20 protein-coding genes are annotated in these 19,434 nt (G+C 41.5%); 17 read left to right on the top strand and 3 right to left on the bottom strand.

The genetic code is table 11. The features are described 5' to 3' along the window. The first annotated feature begins 261 nt into the window (after window positions 1-261). From AUF14_RS10910 to AUF14_RS10870, 9 genes are all read left to right on the top strand, one after another. Entirely contained in the window at window positions 262-2,967 is a 2,706-nt protein-coding gene (locus AUF14_RS10910) for a bifunctional metallophosphatase/5'-nucleotidase (protein ID WP_102866037.1), read from the top strand. Between the two features lie 471 nt (window positions 2,968-3,438). Then, entirely contained in the window at window positions 3,439-4,251 is an 813-nt protein-coding gene (locus tag AUF14_RS10905) for a MetQ/NlpA family ABC transporter substrate-binding protein (RefSeq protein ID WP_049218760.1), read from the top strand. After that, the gene (locus tag AUF14_RS10900; RefSeq protein WP_225844213.1) at window positions 4,244-5,044 is read left to right on the top strand and encodes a DUF169 domain-containing protein; all 801 of its coding nucleotides are present in this window, start codon (window positions 4,244-4,246) and stop codon (window positions 5,042-5,044) included. Before AUF14_RS10905 ends, AUF14_RS10900 begins: the two co-directional genes overlap by 8 nt. 11 nt (window positions 5,045-5,055) lie before the next feature. Continuing rightward, window positions 5,056-6,030, top strand: a complete 975-nt coding sequence (locus tag AUF14_RS10895; protein WP_049218758.1) for a methionine ABC transporter ATP-binding protein — start codon at window positions 5,056-5,058, stop codon at window positions 6,028-6,030. After that, window positions 6,023-6,679 carry a methionine ABC transporter permease gene (locus tag AUF14_RS10890; protein ID WP_049218756.1) on the top strand — a complete coding sequence of 219 codons (657 nt, stop codon included), beginning with the start codon at window positions 6,023-6,025 and terminating at the stop codon, window positions 6,677-6,679. The genes AUF14_RS10895 and AUF14_RS10890 overlap by 8 nt, the downstream gene beginning before the upstream one ends. 132 nt (window positions 6,680-6,811) lie before the next feature. Then, window positions 6,812-8,011, top strand: a complete 1,200-nt coding sequence (locus AUF14_RS10885; RefSeq protein ID WP_049218754.1) for an MFS transporter — start codon at window positions 6,812-6,814, stop codon at window positions 8,009-8,011. A gap of 110 nt (window positions 8,012-8,121) precedes the next feature. Next, window positions 8,122-9,771 carry a membrane protein gene (locus tag AUF14_RS10880; RefSeq protein ID WP_049218753.1) on the top strand — a complete coding sequence of 550 codons (1,650 nt, stop codon included), beginning with the start codon at window positions 8,122-8,124 and terminating at the stop codon, window positions 9,769-9,771. Window positions 9,772-9,831: 60 nt separating this feature from the next. Beyond that, the gene (locus AUF14_RS10875; protein ID WP_016179771.1) at window positions 9,832-10,098 is read left to right on the top strand and encodes a hypothetical protein; all 267 of its coding nucleotides are present in this window, start codon (window positions 9,832-9,834) and stop codon (window positions 10,096-10,098) included. After that, window positions 10,098-11,183: a hypothetical protein gene (locus tag AUF14_RS10870; protein WP_049218751.1), complete on the top strand. Its 1,086-nt coding sequence runs from the start codon at window positions 10,098-10,100 to the stop codon at window positions 11,181-11,183. The genes AUF14_RS10875 and AUF14_RS10870 overlap by 1 nt, the downstream gene beginning before the upstream one ends. Window positions 11,184-11,387: 204 nt before the next feature. On the opposite strand, the gene AUF14_RS10865 is transcribed toward AUF14_RS10870, so the two are convergent. Genes AUF14_RS10865 through AUF14_RS10855 form a run of 3 tightly spaced genes read right to left on the bottom strand, consistent with a single transcriptional unit; the run spans window position 11,388 to window position 12,223 of the window. Continuing rightward, window positions 11,388-11,594, bottom strand: coding sequence for a restriction endonuclease subunit S domain-containing protein (locus tag AUF14_RS10865; protein WP_225844212.1), 207 nt, complete (start codon window positions 11,592-11,594; stop codon window positions 11,388-11,390). A gap of 44 nt (window positions 11,595-11,638) precedes the next feature. Beyond that, window positions 11,639-11,953, bottom strand: a complete 315-nt coding sequence (locus AUF14_RS10860; RefSeq protein WP_049218747.1) for a DsrE family protein — start codon at window positions 11,951-11,953, stop codon at window positions 11,639-11,641. Between the two features lie 9 nt (window positions 11,954-11,962). Next, entirely contained in the window at window positions 11,963-12,223 is a 261-nt protein-coding gene (locus AUF14_RS10855; protein ID WP_016179775.1) for a metal-sensitive transcriptional regulator, read from the bottom strand. Window positions 12,224-12,401: 178 nt separating this feature from the next. Here AUF14_RS10855 and AUF14_RS10850 point away from each other — a divergent pair, with 178 nt between their 5' ends. From AUF14_RS10850 to AUF14_RS10815, 8 genes are all read left to right on the top strand, one after another. Then, the gene (locus tag AUF14_RS10850; protein WP_049218745.1) at window positions 12,402-12,713 is read left to right on the top strand and encodes a rhodanese-like domain-containing protein; all 312 of its coding nucleotides are present in this window, start codon (window positions 12,402-12,404) and stop codon (window positions 12,711-12,713) included. Window position 12,714: 1 nt separating this feature from the next. Next, entirely contained in the window at window positions 12,715-14,364 is a 1,650-nt protein-coding gene (locus tag AUF14_RS10845; protein WP_049218742.1) for an FAD-dependent oxidoreductase, read from the top strand. Continuing rightward, complete coding sequence (locus AUF14_RS10840; RefSeq protein ID WP_049218740.1) at window positions 14,357-14,656, top strand: rhodanese-like domain-containing protein; 300 nt, start codon at window positions 14,357-14,359, stop codon at window positions 14,654-14,656. The genes AUF14_RS10845 and AUF14_RS10840 overlap by 8 nt, the downstream gene beginning before the upstream one ends. 160 nt (window positions 14,657-14,816) lie before the next feature. Further along, entirely contained in the window at window positions 14,817-15,509 is a 693-nt protein-coding gene (deoC, locus tag AUF14_RS10835; RefSeq protein ID WP_016179779.1) for a deoxyribose-phosphate aldolase, read from the top strand. Next, entirely contained in the window at window positions 15,506-15,952 is a 447-nt protein-coding gene (locus tag AUF14_RS10830; RefSeq protein ID WP_016179780.1) for a PTS sugar transporter subunit IIA, read from the top strand. Before deoC ends, AUF14_RS10830 begins: the two co-directional genes overlap by 4 nt. A 15-nt stretch (window positions 15,953-15,967) precedes the next feature. Further along, window positions 15,968-17,344 carry a PTS fructose transporter subunit IIC gene (locus tag AUF14_RS10825; RefSeq protein ID WP_049218739.1) on the top strand — a complete coding sequence of 459 codons (1,377 nt, stop codon included), beginning with the start codon at window positions 15,968-15,970 and terminating at the stop codon, window positions 17,342-17,344. A gap of 8 nt (window positions 17,345-17,352) precedes the next feature. Next, window positions 17,353-18,375: a Gfo/Idh/MocA family oxidoreductase gene (locus AUF14_RS10820; RefSeq protein ID WP_016179782.1), complete on the top strand. Its 1,023-nt coding sequence runs from the start codon at window positions 17,353-17,355 to the stop codon at window positions 18,373-18,375. Beyond that, complete coding sequence (locus AUF14_RS10815) at window positions 18,376-19,419, top strand: alcohol dehydrogenase catalytic domain-containing protein (RefSeq protein ID WP_049218737.1); 1,044 nt, start codon at window positions 18,376-18,378, stop codon at window positions 19,417-19,419. The last annotated feature ends 15 nt before the right edge of the window (window positions 19,420-19,434 follow it).

Genomic DNA, 19,434 nt, shown 5'->3' with positions numbered 1-19,434 from the left:
TTGTAATAGATTCATCAATCTGACGATATTTCAAAAAAATTAGAAATAGAATTTGTTGATAAATAGAGAATAAATCAAAAAGAGACATAGCAAAAACAAAAAGCTCTATTGAAATTTTTAATGGCTTACAATGAAATGCCTCTTATTTTTTTGTTTAAAACTCAAAAAATAAAAAGAAAATACGAAAAATATTTGAATATTTCGTGAATAATTGCTACCATCTTCTTTGTAAGCGTTTTTAAAAAGAAGGAGATGAATTTATTGAGGAAGTCGAATTTAGTTAAAAGTGCAGTCACATTATTTACAGTCTTAGGTTTCACCTTGCCATCAGGGTTTGCGGCAGCTGAAACAATCAATACAGAAGCAACAAGTACGCAGATTAGTAGTACAAGTAACGAAAATTCTATCAGTGAAGTAAATAGTGAAACCAGCAGTCAGACGACAGGGTCCGATTCGACTGTTGAAGCAACAGTTGAAAGTAGCTCAGAACTAGACAATGAACCAAAAAGTACAGCTACTGTCCCAATTCAATTGCTGGGAATTAATGATTTTCATGGTGCTCTGAGTACGACAGGGAGTTACTATGATGCTACAGGAAATAAAACGTCTAATGCTGGTACCGCTGCATTGTTAGCCGGCTACTTTAATCAAGCAGAGACTGCTTTTAAAGCTCAGAATAATACAGGAAAAACGTTACGTGTTCAGGCTGGTGATATGGTCGGAGCAAGTCCAGCAAATTCAGGCTTACTGCAGGATCAGCCGACGATGCGTATTTTAAATCAAATGAAATTTGCTGTTGGTACGTTAGGAAATCATGAATTTGAAGAAGGTTTAGGAGAGTTTAATCGAATTTTGACGGGAACTAAACCAGATCCTAGCTCTGGCTTTTTACCGATCGTTAAGGAATACAACGAAGACTATTCTCAAGACGAGTTAAAAGGCGGTTTTGATTTAGTTATAGCGAACGTACACGAAAAAGACGGCTCTATTCCTTATGGCTGGAAACCATATACGATTAAAAACGTCGGTACTGCTGCTGAACCAATTAACATTGGTTTTATTGGAGTAGTGACTACAGAAATTCCTAATCTTGTATTAGCGGAACATCATAAAGATTACACGTTTACTGATCCAGCCGAAGAAATTGTCAAATATTCTAAAGAACTTGTTGATCAAGATGTAAACGCAATTGTTGTCCTTGGTCATACGCCATCGGTGCAAGGATCTGGTGAAACGGTAAGCGGGGAAACTGCTGAGATCATGAATAAAGTCAAACAGACCGATCCAGACAACAGTGTTGATGCCTTCTTTGCGGGACATAATCATGTTTATACAAATGGTGTAGTAGGAAATACACGGATCGTTCAATCGACTTCTCAAGGGAAAGGCTATATTGACTTGCGGGGAGAATACGACCCAGCTACTAAAGATTTTGCTTCGACACCAAAGGCAACGGTCAGCGCTGTTGATCCGACTAAAGGAATTGCGAAGGATGCTGCTATAGAAGAAATCGTAGCAGATGTGGACACACGTGTTGCGCAAGTAACGGAAGAAAAAATCGGCACAGCTGACAAAGCAGAAGATATTTCTCGTACGGTGAATGAGATGGGTGAATCACCAGTCGGCAACCTTGTGACTGATGCACAAGTCTATATGGCGAATAAAAATGGTGTACCGGTCGATTTTGCTATGACGAATAATGGCGGTATTCGTGATGATCTGAAGGTGAAGCCGGATTCTTCAATTACTTGGGGAGCGGCTCAGGCAGTTCAGCCTTTTGGAAATATCATGCAGATCGTGGAGATGACCGGTCAGCAAATCGAGAATGTGTTGAATCAGCAGACTTTTAATTTTGATCCCAACGATGCTAGAGGTAGCGGCTACTTTCTTCAAGTTTCAGGGTTAAAATACACGGTTATTAAAAATCCTGATGAAACAGACACAGAACACCAATATAACGTCGAAGAAATGAAAAAAACGAATGGGACACCAATCGAAGCCGATAAGACCTATAAGCTAATCATCAATGATTTCTTATACGGCGGCGGGGATGGTTTCTCTGAATTCACGAATGCTAAACTAACAGGTGCATTAGACCCTGACACGGAAACCTTTATTGGCTACATCAAGGACTTAGAAGCAAAAGGCCAAAAGGTAGCGGCAGCAATTGAAGGCCGCAAAACATTGGCAACTACTGAACCAACTGATCCCGCAAAAGAAGAAACGGAAAAAATCAAAGCTGAAACAAAATTGAATGACTATCTTGAAGGAGAACAATACCTGACAGGAAAGACCATTCCAAATGCGACAGTCGAAGTAGCTGTTAAGGAAACGGCTGCGGCTAACGTCGTTCAACCAGTGGTAGCCCGAGCAGCGACAGCAGCTCCTCAAAAATCAGGTGCGGATGGTGAATTTAAAATTGACGTGCAAGCATTAGGATTACGTGAAGGCGACCAGGTTCACCTGATTATTACCGGCGAAAAAGGCGGTAAGGGAGAGTTTTTAGTCAATGTTTTAGGCGATGCGGCAGCAAAAGAAACGGAGCAAATCAAAAAAATTACCAAATTTGCGAATATTTACGAAGACGACACAGAGTTGACTGGAAAAACAATCGCAGATGCTACAATTGACGTTTCTGTTGAGAAGAGTGAAAAATTCGCATTAGGTAAATCGAATGAAAAAGGGAATGTTATCCTTGATATCAAAGACTTAGCTTTGAAGAAAGATCAAAAGGTGACGATTACGATCACAGGTCCAAGTGGTGGGAAAGTCGTCTTTGAGAAAACCGTTCTAGGAAAAATTGTGGCCTCCAATGTTAATACGAAAACACCAAGTAGTACAACTTGGATCGATGGTACGCTGCGAAAAGTTTATCCAAAGACAAATGAGGAAAAGCAACTAATCTTTGTTGTGTTGGGAATGGTTGTCTTAGGTACCAGCGGTCTAATCTACTTTAAACGAAAATAGCTGCAACTATAGGAGCTGTGACAAAAGTCTTGTCATAGCTTCTTTTTCCGAATAAACGGTGTTTCAGAAGTAGCTTCTTCGGAAATAAGCCGAAATTTCAAAAAAATTTGAGAAACAATTTTCGGAAATTCCTTTTTATTTCTTGAAGCTGACCACTTCTGTCACAACCTCTTATTTATTAGAGATTTTTTTAGAGTTATTGTGAAGTGTTTCTCTTTCAGCTATACTCTTTATGATAACGCTTATAATTTTTGGGAGGTGAAAATTTTGTTTATTTATCGGCTATGAGTTTGAGTGAAAAATGAACTTAGAGTCTCTAAGTTAGTGAGTAAACAGAATTTCCCTCCTTTCTTTGCTGCGTGATTTTCACGTTTATTTCTGCTGATCGGAGGAGCATACAGATAGTGTATGTTTCTTTTTTGTGCGCTCACACACATGTAAAGATTAAAAAAAACGATAAGGGGAATGACGATGAAAAGGTTTAAGATTGGATTAGCGATGTTAGCAGCGGTTCTAGTATTGGGAGCGTGCGGATCAAAGAAGGAAGCGGCGACGGAAAAAGAAGAGAAAAAGGATATTAAAATTGCCTGTAATCAAGTGTCTGAGAACTCGCTTAAGGCGGCGAAAAAATCAATGGAGGCAGAAGGCTACAAACCTGAGTTTGTGGTGTTTTCAAATAATATTGAAGCGCTGCAGGCGGTTCAGGATGGCAACGTGGATGCGTCTTTCGCACAGCACGAGCCCTTCATGAAATCCTTCAATGAACAAAAGGGCGGTGATCTGGCAATGATGAAGCCGCATGTTTATTATACAGGGATCGGCCTGTATTCAAGTAAATATGACAAGATTGATGAGTTGCCTGATGGTGCGCAAATCGCCATTATGAACGACGCGATGAATCGTGACAATTCTTTACTGATGATGCAGGATGCAGGTTTAATCAAATTGAGTGATGAGAAGAAATCAGGCTATACGGCGTTGGATATTGTTGAGAATCCGAAAGATTTTAAATTCGTAGAAATTGAACAGGCACAAACGGTTCGCAGCTTGGAGGATCTTGATGCAGCGACCTGCTTCTTTACCTTTATGTTTAACTCTGGTGAGAATTACAAGGATTACTTAATTCGTGATCAGCATGCGAAGGATTTTCCGATCAGCTTGATTGTTAAGAAGGAAAATAAAGATACGGATTGGGCGAAGGCAATCAATGAATCCTTTACGACAAAAGAGAGCAAGAAGGGAATCAATGATCATTTCAAGGGAGTGTTTACTTTCTATGAGTAAATTTCAAGAGCTAGATCGGCGGTTGAACTATTTATTAGAGTTGGAGCGTAGGGTTGTAGGGATCAGCTTTTTACGAACACGGGCGGATTTTGACACCTATGAGGCACCAGCGACTAAAAAATTAGTCCCTTATTGTCGGGCAGTCCAACAGGCAACGGAAGGAATCAGTGTGAAACTGTCGATCGATAATTTTGGCTGTCCAGCTTCGGCGGTTGCGTTAGGACTGATCGAAAACGATGATTACAGTGCAAGCGGTCAAAAGCATGCCAACATGGGTGTGTATAAGGATATTGAAGTAAGTAAGGCAATCGCGGATGAGATGGTTTATTGTAAAGAACCTTCTTATGGTGTTGCGGTTGAACCGATTGATTCTTGGAAGAGTGCACCAGACGTTATTTTGATGATTACTACGCCATTTAATGCGATGCGAATCTTACAGGGGAACGCATATTTTAATGGACAGGCGAAAAACATCAAGATGACGGGGATGCAGGCGATTTGTCAGGAAGGTACCTCTTATCCTTATGAAACTGGTTTGATCAATATTTCGATGATGTGCTCGGGGACACGCTATGTGGCACGTTGGAAGGATGAGGAATTATGCGTCGGTATTCCTTACGAGAAATTTGAAAGCATGATCGAAGGACTTGAGGCAACGCTGAATCCAATGGAGCTATTAGAAAAGAAACGCAAGATCATCAAAAAAATCGCGGAGGACGAGGTTCCGGATTTTTATGAGGTTCGCAAACGCGACAATTATTTTAGAGGCGCATATCAGGGCGTGAAACGTTAGGTGTTGAGTAGATGGAAATAGTCATCGATCAGGTTAATAAAAGTTACGGCAAGCAAACAATCCTAGAGGATATTTCGCTGACGATTCCCGCGGGATCAATCATGGGAATTTTAGGAATCAGCGGAGCAGGGAAATCCACGTTGCTGCGCTGTATCAATGGATTGGAGCAAAGCCAATCCGGCAGTATTAGAATCGGTACACAGCTGTTAGAACAACTATCGGAAAAGCAATTGCGGGAGATAAAGAAAAAAATCGGGATGATTTTTCAAGGAAATTCCCTGATTGAACAAAAAACGATTTTTAAAAATGTCGCCCTACCATTGGAATGCAGCGGCTACTCTAAAGAAGCAATCAAAGAACGCGTAGACGAATTGCTGACAGAAGTTGGAATCGCCGATAAAGCGCAAATGAAACCACGGCAATTATCTGGTGGGCAAAAGCAGCGGGCGGCAATCGCTAGAGCCTTGACCATGAATCCTGAGATTCTGTTATGTGATGAGGCAACTTCAGCTCTTGATCCCAATATCACCAATGGCATTTTGGAGCTGTTGCTGAAATTGAATCAGAAGATGGGGCTAACCATCGTCGTTGTGACCCATCAAATGGAGGTTGTGAAGAAAATCTGTGATCGGGTCGCTATTTTACAGCAGGGAAAGATTGTGGAGGAAGATACGGTCCAACAGGTTTTTTTGAATAATTCTGAGATATTGCAAACAATCACGGGAGAGCAGCAGACGCAATTTGGTGTGCAGAAGGCAGACCATCGGTTAGTAAAAATCGTGACACCTTTGAAGGAGGATCTTTTTGCCTTGCTGCGACAAGCGGAAATAAAAACACCGCATTTGTTAAAGGCCACGACAGAACAATTTAAAGCGGAGACCTTGACGACACTGCTGTTATCAGTCCCTGATAACGATGTAGAGAAGCTATTGAGGCTTTCCGCTCAAGGGCATTTCAGCTGTCAGGAGGTGAGGAGCGGTGAGTAATTCGGTTTTGATCACGCAAGTACTGTTGCCTAATTTAATCAGTACACTTATCATGGTGATAGTCTCCTCATTGATTGCGACAATCATCGGCTTTGCTTTAGCGATTGTTTTAGTAATCACAAATAAAAAAGGCTTAGCGCCTAACGCGAAAGTTTATCGCCTGCTGGATTTTATCGTGAACATTATTCGTTCGTTTCCGTTTATTATTTTGATGGTGGCACTGATGCCGTTTACTCGTTCCATCGTAGGAACAACCATCGGTACTTCGGCGGCGATCGTGCCCTTGACCTTTGCGATGACGCCTTATGTGGCACGGCTGTTTGAAAATAATCTATTGGAGATTAATCCGTATACCTTAGATGCGGCAAAATCGATTGGGGCGACTCATATGCAGATTATTTTCAAGGTGATGCTGGTAGAGGCTTTTCCTAGTATGATCTCAAGCGTGACCTTGGCGATCATCTCCGTTTTAGGCTATACCGCGATGGCTGGTACGGTGGGCGCGGGTGGTCTGGGTGCTGTAGCAATTACCTACGGCTATCAAAATTTCGATAATACGATCATGTATAGCACGGTGGTTTTGCTGATTGTTTTTGTGCAGCTTGTTCAATGGATCGGCAATCTGTGCTATAAAAAAGCGAAAAAATGAATCAGTCAGAGTATGAGGAAACTCATGCTCTGATTTTTTTTGTTGTTTTAAATTGAAAAACAGCTATAGCTGAGATAGCTGTCGGTAGTAATATCAGGTATAATGAAAGAACGATATTTTTTAGGAGGAAACATGGAAAAGTCGAATCAGCTCAAATTGAATCTACAATATGTCAGTATGCAGGTTCCTTATTGGATGGGGTATTCGGTATTGGGAACGTTTACTTCGGTGTTCTTGCTGTCACGTGATTTCACGAATGGTCAGATCGGAACAGTTTTGTCGCTGGCCAATCTAGTTGCTACGGTTGTTCAACCATTCTTGGCATCCTTTGCTGATCGAATGACTCGGATTCGTTTGTCTCAATTGGCGGCAGGGATGGCGTTGCTGTTAGTCTTATTTTCCAGTATATTGCTGGTGCTACCTAAAGCGTTCTTAGTCATTGCCTTTATTTACATCCTGCTTTATACCTGTCTGGTACTTTTGCAGCCGCTAACGATTGCCATCGGAACCTTCTTTATCAGTCGCGGCTATGCCTTGAATTTTGGTGTGGCGCGGGGACTTGGCTCTTTGGCTTTTGCGGTAGCAGCGGCAATCACTGGAGTTTTGATCGAACGGTTTTCTGCAACGATTATCCTATTTCTTTTAATCGGAATTTTTCTTTTCTTTGCACTTGTAACATTAACGATTGATACGCGCAAGGATGGCGGGAAATACTCGGAGTCGATCGTGCCCAAGCATCTTCAGGAGACTCATGAGGGAGAACCGATAGGCTTATTGGAATTTGCGAAAAAGTATAAGCGCTTTATGCTGCTGCTAGTCGGGGTGTCCTTGTTATTTGTGTTTCATACGATTACGAACAGCTATATGTATCAAATTATGCAGCCTTTAGGAGGAACAGAAGCCAATGTAGGTTCGTCTCTTTCTATCGCAGCCTTGAGTGAGCTGCCGACAATGTTTTTCTTTTCGTGGCTATTACGGCGTTTCAAGATCCATTCCTTAATGCGTTTTGCGGCCTTCTTCTTTTCGGTGAAGGCGTTGCTGATTCTGTTTGCTGGAAATATTTTTCTGATTAATGCCGGGCAAAGCTTACAGATGGTAGGATTTGCGATGCACACCATGGCATCGGTTTATTATACGAATCAAATTATTCCGCAAAAGGATCTAGTCAAGGGACAAACCTTGATGGCCACAGCGAATTCGATTGGCGGGATTATTGGAGCCTTTGCCGGCGGACAAATTTTAAGTATTTTATCGGTTTCGGCAATGCTTTTGATCGGCACTTTGATTTCCATCACTGGGACATTGATTGTGTGGCTGTCGGTAGAAAAATAAGATTGAGAGAAGCGTCTATTTCCAATGGGGGAATAGGCGTTTTATTTCGTTTTCTTTTTTATTTGCGATAGAGTGAAATACGTAATGATCAACACAATCGGAGGCGGCTTATGAAACGTTATCGTTACTATTTGTTTATTTTTTTGATCGCTGGGCTGTTTGTTGTTCCACAGCTTTGGACGCAGAAAATGATTTTGGGGGCGGATGCCTTGTTCCATTACAATCGTTTTTATGAAACGGCCGAGCAAATCAAAACTGGAAATTTTAGTTATTTCATTTCGCTTTTCGGCTTTCAGCAATCTGGTCGGATCGTCAATGCGGTATATGGACCGCTGTTTTCTTACTTGCAAGGGATGCTTGTCTTACTTGCTGGCAGCTGGTTTCGTTATCAGGTACTTTCGAATTTTTTAGTCTATTTGCTGGCGGGGTGTTCGCTATTTAAATTACTGACCTACGACAAAATCAGGGAAAGCACCGCATTTCTAACCGCAATTATTTTTATGACTACTTATGGCATTAATTATTGGATCTTGAATCAAGGCTTTACCAGCTGGGGTACGAGTCTTTTACCTTTGTGCTTGATCCCGCTGGTGGATCTGAAAAATCATCATTTCCCGATTGTTAAAATAGCTTTGAGTATGGCTGTGATGACCCAGATTCACACCCTGACGGCGATGATGCTGGGATTGATTTATTTTCCATTTTTTATTGACTACGCACGAAAGCAATGGGGCAGAGCACTTCTTGAATTGGGAAAAACGGTGGGCTTGTATGTCTGTTTATCCATCAATGTTTGGATCAGCTTATTTTTGATCAACCGGGGAGATCAATTGAAGATGCCCTTTACCAATCCAGAAATGAGCGAAAAAGCAATCGATCTGGGAGGTGCCTATTGGCTACACTATCCTGGGAATTTGCGGCTATTACTGATTGCAGGCTTACTTCTTAATTTGGTCTATTGGCATAAGACGCGACGCTTTACGAAGCAGCTATTGATTTTTAGCGGCATTTTCTTTATTTTTTCGACAAGTCTAATTCCTTGGGATTGGCTGGTCGCTCATCAGGTTCCGTTGATTTCGTTGATCCAATTTCCTTTTCGATTTTTCGCGCCATTTACGGTCTTGTTTCTCTTTTGTTTAGCCTCCTTGTTTCAGGATTTAGCCGGGAAAAGAATTCTATTTGGTGGATTACTTTTACTAAGTGTAATCAGTATCGGACAAAGTCTGCAGCTGCTTACACATGACTTGAATCAATGGGATAAGCAATCGTTAGCGAGCAAGCATACGTTTGTCCGTGTTTCTGAAGCAGCGGCTCGAAAAAGTTTTTATTCAAAGGATTTGGGAAAAGCATTGAAGGCGGTAGAAAAATCCAGTCCAGATTATTTACCGATTTATCATAATGATACGAAAAATAAATATGTCAGCTATGAAAAGCAGATTCTCGATAATCAGACGAACTTTTCTAAGACAGTTAAAAATGATCAATTAGTGCTTTCTTGGCAAGCCAAAGAAGCGGGAAGGATTCAATTGCCGATCGTCGTTTATCAAAATACTAAATTAAGTAAGAAAACTCGAGAAATCAAACCACTGACGCTGTCTAACATTGGCGTACCTACGATTAAGCAAGTAGCTGGAAGAAACACGGTTCGTGTACGATATACTCCCCCATGTTATATTGCAGTTGTTTTTGCTCTTTGCGGGCTCAGCTGGTTCGCGACATTTTTATGGTGTCTGTATCATTTTTTTACAAAAACAGGTTAACTTTGGCTTTCTGACAGACGATCAGGTAAAATACAATTTACAATATAAGAGGTGAAGAAAATGACAAATTACAATAATGAAAAAGATCGACGCTTGCGTGGCTCAATGGCCCCTAAAACCGAGGAGGATGTTGCGTTGGCAGGTACGAACTCCAGCGAAACCGAAAATAAACCGGAGTCATTAGCTGGCAGCAATTCTGGTGAAGAAAAGGAGATTGCGCGATCTGGCTCAAATGCTGTAGAGGAAGAAGAGCCTCACACTTCGTTAAAAGATGAAGCAAAAAAAATCATGAAAGAAATCGAAGACAAGCTTGATCCGAAGAAGTAATGAGAAACCATGATAATTATTTAGAAATTTATGCGCATTGGTATCCACGTAGTTACGGGTTAAGTGATTATCCGATGGAATGTCATGTGACCTATTCAGGAGCAGAACGGAAAGCACTTTTTGAACAATTGACTGAGGCACAACAGGCACTGGTTAACCAACAAAGAAAATATGAGGTTCGCTCGCTGTTTTTACAAAAGCAGTATTTGCAGACCTCCGATTGGGAATTTGTCGCGTTGAATATTGATGATGAGTACGAACGAGGCGTTCACAGCCAATTAAAATGTGCCTGTGGTCGTCCGTTAAAATATCAATTTGTCATTGAGTCAAAAAGTAAACAGCAGGAGATTCGTTTAGGAATTCAGCATTTTAAGGATCATTTAGGGATTTCGCAGCAGGTAGCAGAAGAGATCAAAAAAGGCGTGGCTCATGTGGATCTAGCCTTAGATGAATTGCTTTGGTTGACGGAGAAGAAAATTCCTTTTCCGGAGGATTTGTGGCAACGTTATGTTTTTGCTTTTTATCGCAACAATACGCTGCGTCGTCCGCTTTCTTTGAATCAAAAACTAGCCGAGCGAGTCGTCTGTTTTCGAAAAGCAAAGATGCCGCTTTTCATAGGCGATTACCTGAGTGTAGTGACAGAGATTAATCAGGTTGATCGTGAAGTTTTTGATCGTCAGGAGAAAAATTTCTTAGCGGACAAAACCGTCTTCGAAGCTTATTTGGCTGATTTTCAGCAGGATATCCAAGCACCAATCTATTTGGAACGAACCTTCTGGGGGCGTAAGCTGACGGATTTTATTCACTTGGACCGTTATGGTTCTGAAACCTATGAAGAAGCAAAGATGCGCTATTTCGATGATTTGTTGTCTTTTTTTCTGGCGTTGAAGGATAAGAGCAAGCTTGACCGAAAGATCCACAGCTTTGAGCTTTTTCATCAAAAGAAATATGGCAACGCGGAATTAATTACGTTCCTTATTGCAAAATATCAGCAATATCAGTTTACACAAAATTTTTTCTTAGCGATTCCGAAGGTTTATCGGATCGGTATACGCAAAGCAATCAAACGAAAGCAGAAAAAATAAGGAGTTGGTTCGAGATGAACCAACTCCTTATTTGTCTAAATGATTATTGAGCTTGTATTGCAACAGGACTTTTGTTTTCTGGAGCAATCTTGCATGGATCAGATAATATAGTTGCCTCATGTAGTGGATTCTTTTTTATGTGATTTCAGAATCGGCTATGTGAGAAAGAAAATAAAGAGCTGCCCGTTTTTCTATCCTATATCCTTACATCTGCCGAATAAAGCCAACCTTCTCCTGAATGGAAGAAATTTCCTCTTCAATTATATCAAGAAACGCAGTGATTTCTTGCTTTTCCTCTTCTGAGCAAATATCCTTCGTATTGATTTTTTCAAAGTGCTCTTGCATTGTTTTCAGGTTGATGAGGCTGCCTGTAACATGCATTTTTTTGTTGATATTTTCAATAGAGTTCAAAATCCTACTCCCTTTCCTGAGTAGCATCCTGCGTGAAACGTGGATCATGGTTTGATATAAGCATAGCCCTGTGCTTGTAATTCTATCAAATCTAAAACGCCTGCAGGAACGACAACAACATTCTCTGGCAGTTGATCCTTTGTTATCTGATTGGCCCGCATCGCATTATTGCAAGCGTGAAAGGTCACGCCTTGGGTCGCAATGAACGTTTGATTTTCAGTCGCAAGATACCCGTTAATCGCACTGCCATTAATTAAAACAATAATATCTATTTTTTGGGGTTCTTTCAACAAGTTTTTAACATTATTAGCAGTTTCAGTCCATTTTTCTAATTCATCTATATGGAAAACAACCTTCATTATTACACCTTATTTCTTAATAATCATATTTATAGCTTGTTCCAGCTTTTGTGCCTGGTCTTCTGGATTTTTGTCTGGATGCTCAAAACAGTTTTTCAGATTTTCAGCCACGATCATGCCCATCACACGATCAATACTAGAACGCACGGCACTTAACTGAGTAATGATATCGATACATTCCTTTTCCTCATCAATCATTTTTTGTATACCGCGAATTTGCCCTTCAGTTCGTTTTAACCGATTGAGGATCTTTTTTTCTTCTAATTCCATCTACTAACACTTCCTTTGTAAAGTCTCTCTGTCATTAATATACCTAGCTAGGGTATAACTCGTCAAGTAGATCGTTTTTAAAGTTTTTTTTTGGAGAAACAGAATGGTTGACAGAAATCATTTTACTGTGGTAAAAATACCCTATGAGGTATATTTTGAAATTTAAGGAGAAGAATACATGTTTAATTTATTTCAAAGAAATCCAGCTATTTCAACAAGTGAATTGGCGGAAAAATTAAAGGATTCAATCACTTTGCTAGATGTTCGGACTCCGGAGGAATACCGTGGCGGGCATATTGCTAAAGCAGTGAATGTTCCATTGAATAAGATCAATCGTTATCAAGGAAAAGAAAAGCAAGTATATGTGATCTGTCAATCAGGGATGCGGAGTAAGCAAGCTGCCAAGCTGTTAAAACAAAAGGGCTACGAAGCGATAAATGTTCAAGGCGGGATGAATCGCTGGCAAGGTCAAACTAGAGGGGGAAAATAAAATGAAAATTATTATTGTTGGTGGTGTCGCAGGTGGCATGTCCGCGGCTACACGTTTGCGTCGATTGATGGAGGATGCAGAGATTATTGTTTTAGAAAAGGGTCCATTCGTCTCATTTGCCAACTGCGGATTGCCTTATTATGTTTCAGGTGAAATTGCTGATCGCGATGCGTTGCTGGTTCAAACGCCGGAATCGTTAAACGCGCGTTTTAATTTGGATGTACGGCCTTTTCATGAAGTGACTGCTATCTCTTCCGAAAACAAAACCGTGACCATCAAGAATGAAGAAGGAAGCTTTGAAGAGAGTTACGACAAATTAATTCTATCGCCAGGGGCAAAGCCATTGATTCCTGAAATGTCTGGATTAGCAGAGGCGACCAATGTCTACAGCTTACGCAATGTTCCGGATCTGGATCAAATCATGACTGCTTTAGAGGATAAACCAGCAAAAGCAACAGTGGTTGGCGCTGGATTTATTGGGCTGGAAATGGCAGAAAATCTGAAGTCCCGAGGGTTAGAGGTTACAGTAATCGAAAGAGCCCCTCATGTGTTGCCGCCGTTAGATGAGGAAATGGCCGCATTTGTTCAAAATGAATTGGTTCGCAACGATATCCGAGTGATAACAGGTGAATCTGCACAAAGCTTCAGTGATCAAGGCAAGAAAATTACCCTGACTAATGATGAGGAAGTGGCTTCTGATCTAACGATTCTTTCTGTTGGGGTTCGACCAGAAAATACCCTAGCCCAACAAGCTGGATTAGCAACCGGCTTAGGCGACGGAATTGTAGTGGATGAGACTTATCAAACTAGCGCTCCTGATATTTATGCAGTTGGTGATGCGATTGTAGTGAAGCAGCAGGTCAGTGGTGAAGATGCGTTGATCTCATTGGCCTCTCCCGCAAATCGTCAGGGACGACAGGTAGCCGATGTCATTGCCGGATTGGCGCGTACAAATCGTGGAAGTATTGGTACCGCGATCGTTCGTGTATTTGATCTTGCAGCTGCATCGACTGGTCTGAGTGAACGTGTGGTTAAACAATTAGGACTCAATTATCAGGTTGTCCACGTTTCCGGAAAGGATCATGCGGGGTATTATCCTGGAGCAAGCGATGTCACACTGAAATTAGTTTTTGAACCTAAGACAGGGAAAATCTATGGTGCTCAAGGTGTTGGTGAAAAAGGTGTTGATAAACGCATCGATATCTTAGCAACAGCAATCAAAGGTGGATTGACCATTTTTGATTTGCCTGAATTGGAATTTACTTATGCGCCGCCATTTGGTTCGGCAAAGGACCCAATTAACATGCTAGGCTATGCGGCAATCAATCTGGCAGAAGGAATCAGTGACTCGATACAATGGTATCAATTGAAGGAAGAACAGAAAAACGGCAGTCAATTATTAGATGTTCGTAATCCTGGTGAATTAGCAAACGGTCGTTTCCCAGGAGCAATCAATCTTCCGTTGAATCAATTAAGGGAACGAATCTCGGAACTAGATCCAACGAAAAACTATGTCGTCAGCTGCCATAGCGGATTAAGAAGTTATGTGGCGGAACGTCTTTTGAAGCAAAAAGGATTTAATGTAAAAAATTTAGATGGTGCATTTGCGCTGTATAAAACAGTCAGACCGGAGGAATTGATTTATGAATAATTCGATTGGAATGAGTGACTTTTACCATTTGACAAAAGAGAAAAATTTGCGGATCATTGATGTTCGGGAAACCTATGAATATCAAATGGGCCATGTTCCTTACGCAAAAAATCTTCCATTAAGCAGTTTAGGTAATCAAGCAAGTGAGCTTGATAAGGATAAAGAGTACTATTTGATTTGCCAATCAGGGTCACGATCAGATAATGCCTGTAGCTTTTTAAGTAATCAAGGGTATAAGGTTATTAACGTTTTAGGGGGAACAGCTGCTTGGCCTGGAGAATTGCAGGGGTAATTTTCATTTGGTTTTAAAATGATAATGAAGAGAAACACCAGTTTAATTGATAAACTGGTGTTTTTTTTTTGAAATCTAAATTTATTCATTTTTATATATTGACAAAATGAAAACAAATGATAATATAAAGGTGTAAATAAAAACAAAAAGGAGCAAACAAATGATCGAGTTAGAGAAGTTAGCGAATATGGTGGATCACACGTTGTTAAAGGCTGATGCGACTAAGGAGGGCTTCGAGCAACTTTGTAAAGAAGCAGATGAATACGGATTCAAAATGGTCGCGATTAACTCTTATCCAGTAGCGATGTGTCGGGAGTTTTTGAAGGATAGTAAGGTTCATGTAGGAGCGGCGATTGGCTTTCCATTAGGACAAACAACGATTGAAACAAAGGTTTTTGAAGTACAGGATGCAATCAAAAATGGGGCAGATGAGATTGATTATGTAATCAATCTCGGCAAATTGAAGGACGGTGACAGTGAGTATATTCGCCAAGAAATGAAAGCAATTGTGAATGCTTCACGTGAAGGAGGAATTTTCAGCAAAGTCATTTTAGAAAATTGCTATTTAACGGATGCGGAAAAAGTAACGGTTTGTGAAATTGCTAAGGAAGTGAAGCCAGATTTTGTTAAGACGTCAACGGGTTTTGGTACGGGCGGCGCTACCGTAGAAGATGTTGCATTAATGAAAAAAGTTGTCGGTGATGAAGTAAAAGTGAAAGCTGCTGGTGGCATTCGGGATTTGGAAACGGCTTTAAAGATGGTTGAAGCAGGTGCGGAACGCTTGGGAACAAGTTCAGGAATTAAGATCATAGAAGAATACAAAAAAACTAAAAACAGAGGAGTAGAGAAATGACCGAAATCCGCGATGTATTGAAAACAGCTTTTATTAACCTTGATTTGTCAGCGACAGAGAAAAAAGCGGCGATCAGTGAACTAGCGGGCACCTTTGTAGCAGAAGGTGTTGTTACAAATGAGAGCGTTTACTTAGAAGCTGTAATGAAGCGCGAAGCAGAGAGTACAACTGGGATCGGCTTTGGTGTTGCTATTCCACATGGGAAAAGCTCAGCCGTTACTGAACCTTCATTGGCCTTTGGTCGCAGTCAAGCTGGGATTCAATACGATTCAATGGATGGCCAACCGGTTCATCTGATGTTTTTAATTGCTGTACCAGAAACCTCAAATGATGAGCATTTAAGAATTCTTAGTAAGCTTTCCCGAAAACTGATGCATGAGGATGTCCGTCAAAAATTGATGATCGTAGGCAACGTAGAAGAAATCTATCAGATTTTTGAATAGGAAAGGGTGGAAAAAATGAAAATTGTTGGAATCACATCGTGTTCGACGGGAATTGCACATACCTACATGGCGGCGGAAAGCTTAGAGATTGCAGCGAAGAAACGTGATATTGAAATCAAAGTAGAAACACAAGGATCAATCGGTGCGGAAAATGTTTTGACTGAGCAGGAAATAGCAGAGGCTGATGCGGTCATTATTGCCGCTAGTACATCAGTAAATAAGGATCGGTTTAATGGCAAACGGTTGTTAGAAGTGGATGTGACAGAAGCCATCGATCATCCGGATGATTTATTCGATCGTGTTCCGAATGCGGCAATCTATACTACTTCTGGTGAGGTCAAAACGGAGGCAAAAGCAGAAAAAAGCGGAATCTACAGTCATTTGATGACCGGTGTGTCCTACATGATCCCCTTTGTTGTGGCAGGTGGTATCTGTATTGCTTTAGCCTTTGCTTTTGGTGGAATCAATGCCAAAGGAGACTTGGCTGCAGCAATCAATGAACTAGGCGGTATCGCTATGGGCTTAATGTGGCCGATCTTAGGCGGATATGTTGCCTTTTCTATCGCGGATCGACCAGGGTTGGTTCCCGGGATGGTTGCTGGGATGATCGCTTCGAATATGAATGCGGGTTTTCTAGGGGCATTGTTAGGCGGCTTCTTGGCTGGATATACAGTACAAACATTAAAGAAAGTACTGAAGTTGCCACCAGCCTTTTCTGGACTATTACCAGTTCTGATTCTTCCAGTGATCTCCGTATTATTTGTTGGACTTATTATGAAATTTGTCGTAGGGATTCCAATTACTGCATTGAATGAAGGAATTACCAATTGGCTAAACAGCTTGTCAGGAATGAATTCGGTGTTATTGGGTCTACTGCTTGGAGGCATGATGGCAATCGATTTGGCGGGTCCGATCGGAAAGGCTGCGTACTTCTTTGGAGTGGCATCATTAACCAATCTGGCAGTCGGAGAAACAAGTACAGTCATGGCAGCCGTCATGATTTCTGGAATGGTACCACCGTTAGCGATGGCTCTTTCATCAACTGTTTTAGGAAAAGGTTTATATAGTAAGGAAGAACGTGAAGCTGGAAAATCTGCTTGGGTCTTAGGTCTATCCTTCATCTCTGAGGGGGCGATTCCATTCGCTGCGGCAGATCCGATTCGGGTATTGGCTTCAGTAACTGTCGGCTCAGCAATCACAGGAGCTTTATCGATGATTTTCAACTGCGGGATCGCGGTTCCTCATGGCGGCTTTTTCGTCTTCCTGATTCCAGGAGCAGTCGAGAATGTCTTGCTATATGTTTTAGCACTAGCGATTGGAACAGCTATCAGCGGATTTTTAGTAACAGCAGTAAAAGTAATGGCGCAGAAAAAGCAAGCGGCTAAGGAGTAATGATTGGCATGTCAGAATTGATTAAGGTTTGTTTGATAGGTACAGGCAGAGCGGGAATGATTCATGGGAAAAATTTTGCTCGTAGAATCGAGAATGCAAAATTGATCGCTTTATGTGACCCATCTGAAGAAAGTTTAGCAGCAGCGCAAAAGGAAGTAGATTGTCCTTATATTTACAAAGATTATCGTGAAGTGATGGCTAATCCTGAGATTGACGCCGTTGTGGTCGTGACGCCGACAGTCTATCATAAGGAAATCGCACTAGCTGCTGCTGCCGCCAAAAAGCACATTTTTTGTGAAAAGCCAATGGCGATGGATGAGGCTGAATGTCTAGAAATGATCCAAGCAGCAGCAGAAAATCAGGTTAAATTGCAGATTGGCTTCATGCGGCGCTTTGACGCGAGCTTTCAAGAGGCGAAAAAGGTCGTGGATTCTGGTGCGATTGGTGAGGTTGTCTTGGTAAAATCACTGACCCATGGCCCTAGTGAACCTAAACCATGGATGTTTGATATTCATAAAAGCAATGGACCAATCGGTGAGGTCAACAGTCATGATCTAGATACTCTACGCTGGTTAACAGGTAGCGAAGTAAAAAGTATTTATGCCAATGGCGGAAATTATCGTTCGCCGGAAGTGCGAGCTGAGTATCCGGATTACTACGATACCGTAGCCATGAATTTAAAATTTGCGGATGGCAAGCTGGGACTGATCGATGGTGCACAATATGTCCAATATGGCTATGACGCGCGGACGGAGATTCTTGGGACTAAAGGCAGCATTTTAGTTGGTGATCAAGGAAAGCACAATATCGTGGTGGCAACGAGTGATCATCAGTTGACCCGACCAACGATGCACAGCTGGATGTATCTATTTAGAGAAGCATATGTAGCTGAGGATCAGGCTTTTATAGATTGTATTTTGAAAGATACAGAGCCTCAGTGTACGGGAAAAGACGGCTTAATGTCGGTTCGCTTAGTCAATGCAGGCTTGACTTCGTTGCTGGAAAATAGAATTGTTGAGGTGGAAGCATAAATGAAAGCAATCCAATTATTAGGAAAAGAACAGATTCAATTAAATGAGTTACCTAAACCGGAAATCTCGGAAAAAGAAGTTCTAATAAAGGTCAAAGCGGCGTCTATCTGCGGGACGGACGTGCGAATGTATAAAAACGGCTACCCGACTGCAAGTGAAGAGACCCCGTTAACACTAGGACACGAGATTTCAGGTGATATTGTCGAAGTAGGAGCCGCAGTTGATTTCTATCAAGTCGGCATGCGAGTAGCGATTGCTCCCAATATGGGCTGCGGTATCTGTGATCAATGCGTTAGCGGCAATACGCATTTATGTGCGAACTATGAAGCGTTCGGCATCAATCTACCTGGCGGCTTCGCTGAATATTTGGTCATTCCGGAAAAAGCGGTGCGCCAAGGAAATATCTCACTGATTCCAGATGAACTGTCTTATGAAGAAGCAGCCTTGATCGAACCTTTCAGCTGTGTCTTCAACGGACAAGAAATTGCGGGAAACAAACCAGGAGATAATGTCTTGATTATTGGGTCAGGTCCAATCGGAATCATGCATGCGATGTTGGCTCGAGCACGTGGAGCTGGAAAAGTCATGATGAATGATTTGTCTGAAGCTCGGCTAGCTGATGCGAAAAAGATGCTTCCAGATCTAATCACACTGACTTCCGAAAATTTACAGGACAAAATTTTCGCGGAGACGAACAATCAAGGGGTTGATCTATGTATTATCGCAGCACCAGCTCCGCAGGCTCAAGAAGCCAGCTTCAATTATATGGCGACAAACGGACGCTGTCTCTTCTTTGGCGGATTACCAAAGGAAAAAGAAGAGGTGCGATTGAATACGAATATTCTTCACTACAAGCAATTACGCGTGTTCGGCTGTACTCGAGCAAGTCTAATGGGTTATCGAACATCGGCACAGCTAGTTGCCAGCGGTAGGATTCCATTGCAGGACTTGATCACGAAGCGTTATACGATCGATCAATTTGATGAAGCGTTAGAAAATGCTCAGCATGCAATTGGCTTAAAAAATGTGATTGTTTTCAAATAGTCATTTTAGTTTCAT

The organism is Enterococcus avium, assembly GCF_002891025.1.
Classification (GTDB): domain Bacteria; phylum Bacillota; class Bacilli; order Lactobacillales; family Enterococcaceae; genus Enterococcus_A; species Enterococcus_A avium.
Note: the sequence above shows the minus strand (reverse complement) of the source record. Positions and strands in the feature narration are given on the sequence as shown.

Bases quoted from the DNA above. Each gene is read 5' to 3' on its own strand.
- AUF14_RS10820 (WP_016179782.1), top strand. From the start codon at position 17,353: ATGTCAGAATTGATTAAGGTTTGTTTGATAGGTACAGGCAGAGCGGGA.
- AUF14_RS10885 (WP_049218754.1), top strand. From the start codon at position 6,812: ATGGAAAAGTCGAATCAGCTCAAATTGAATCTACAATATGTCAGTATG.
- AUF14_RS10860 (WP_049218747.1), bottom strand. From the start codon at position 11,953: ATGAAGGTTGTTTTCCATATAGATGAATTAGAAAAATGGACTGAAACT.
- AUF14_RS10815 (WP_049218737.1), top strand. From the start codon at position 18,376: ATGAAAGCAATCCAATTATTAGGAAAAGAACAGATTCAATTAAATGAG.
- AUF14_RS10905 (WP_049218760.1), top strand. From the start codon at position 3,439: ATGAAAAGGTTTAAGATTGGATTAGCGATGTTAGCAGCGGTTCTAGTA.
- AUF14_RS10875 (WP_016179771.1), top strand. From the start codon at position 9,832: ATGACAAATTACAATAATGAAAAAGATCGACGCTTGCGTGGCTCAATG.
- AUF14_RS10845 (WP_049218742.1), top strand. From the start codon at position 12,715: ATGAAAATTATTATTGTTGGTGGTGTCGCAGGTGGCATGTCCGCGGCT.
- AUF14_RS10850 (WP_049218745.1), top strand. From the start codon at position 12,402: ATGTTTAATTTATTTCAAAGAAATCCAGCTATTTCAACAAGTGAATTG.
- AUF14_RS10855 (WP_016179775.1), bottom strand. From the start codon at position 12,223: ATGGAATTAGAAGAAAAAAAGATCCTCAATCGGTTAAAACGAACTGAA.
- AUF14_RS10895 (WP_049218758.1), top strand. From the start codon at position 5,056: ATGGAAATAGTCATCGATCAGGTTAATAAAAGTTACGGCAAGCAAACA.
- AUF14_RS10880 (WP_049218753.1), top strand. From the start codon at position 8,122: ATGAAACGTTATCGTTACTATTTGTTTATTTTTTTGATCGCTGGGCTG.
- AUF14_RS10825 (WP_049218739.1), top strand. From the start codon at position 15,968: ATGAAAATTGTTGGAATCACATCGTGTTCGACGGGAATTGCACATACC.
- AUF14_RS10830 (WP_016179780.1), top strand. From the start codon at position 15,506: ATGACCGAAATCCGCGATGTATTGAAAACAGCTTTTATTAACCTTGAT.
- AUF14_RS10840 (WP_049218740.1), top strand. From the start codon at position 14,357: ATGAATAATTCGATTGGAATGAGTGACTTTTACCATTTGACAAAAGAG.
- deoC (WP_016179779.1), top strand. From the start codon at position 14,817: ATGATCGAGTTAGAGAAGTTAGCGAATATGGTGGATCACACGTTGTTA.
- AUF14_RS10870 (WP_049218751.1), top strand. From the start codon at position 10,098: ATGAGAAACCATGATAATTATTTAGAAATTTATGCGCATTGGTATCCA.
- AUF14_RS10900 (WP_225844213.1), top strand. From the start codon at position 4,244: ATGAGTAAATTTCAAGAGCTAGATCGGCGGTTGAACTATTTATTAGAG.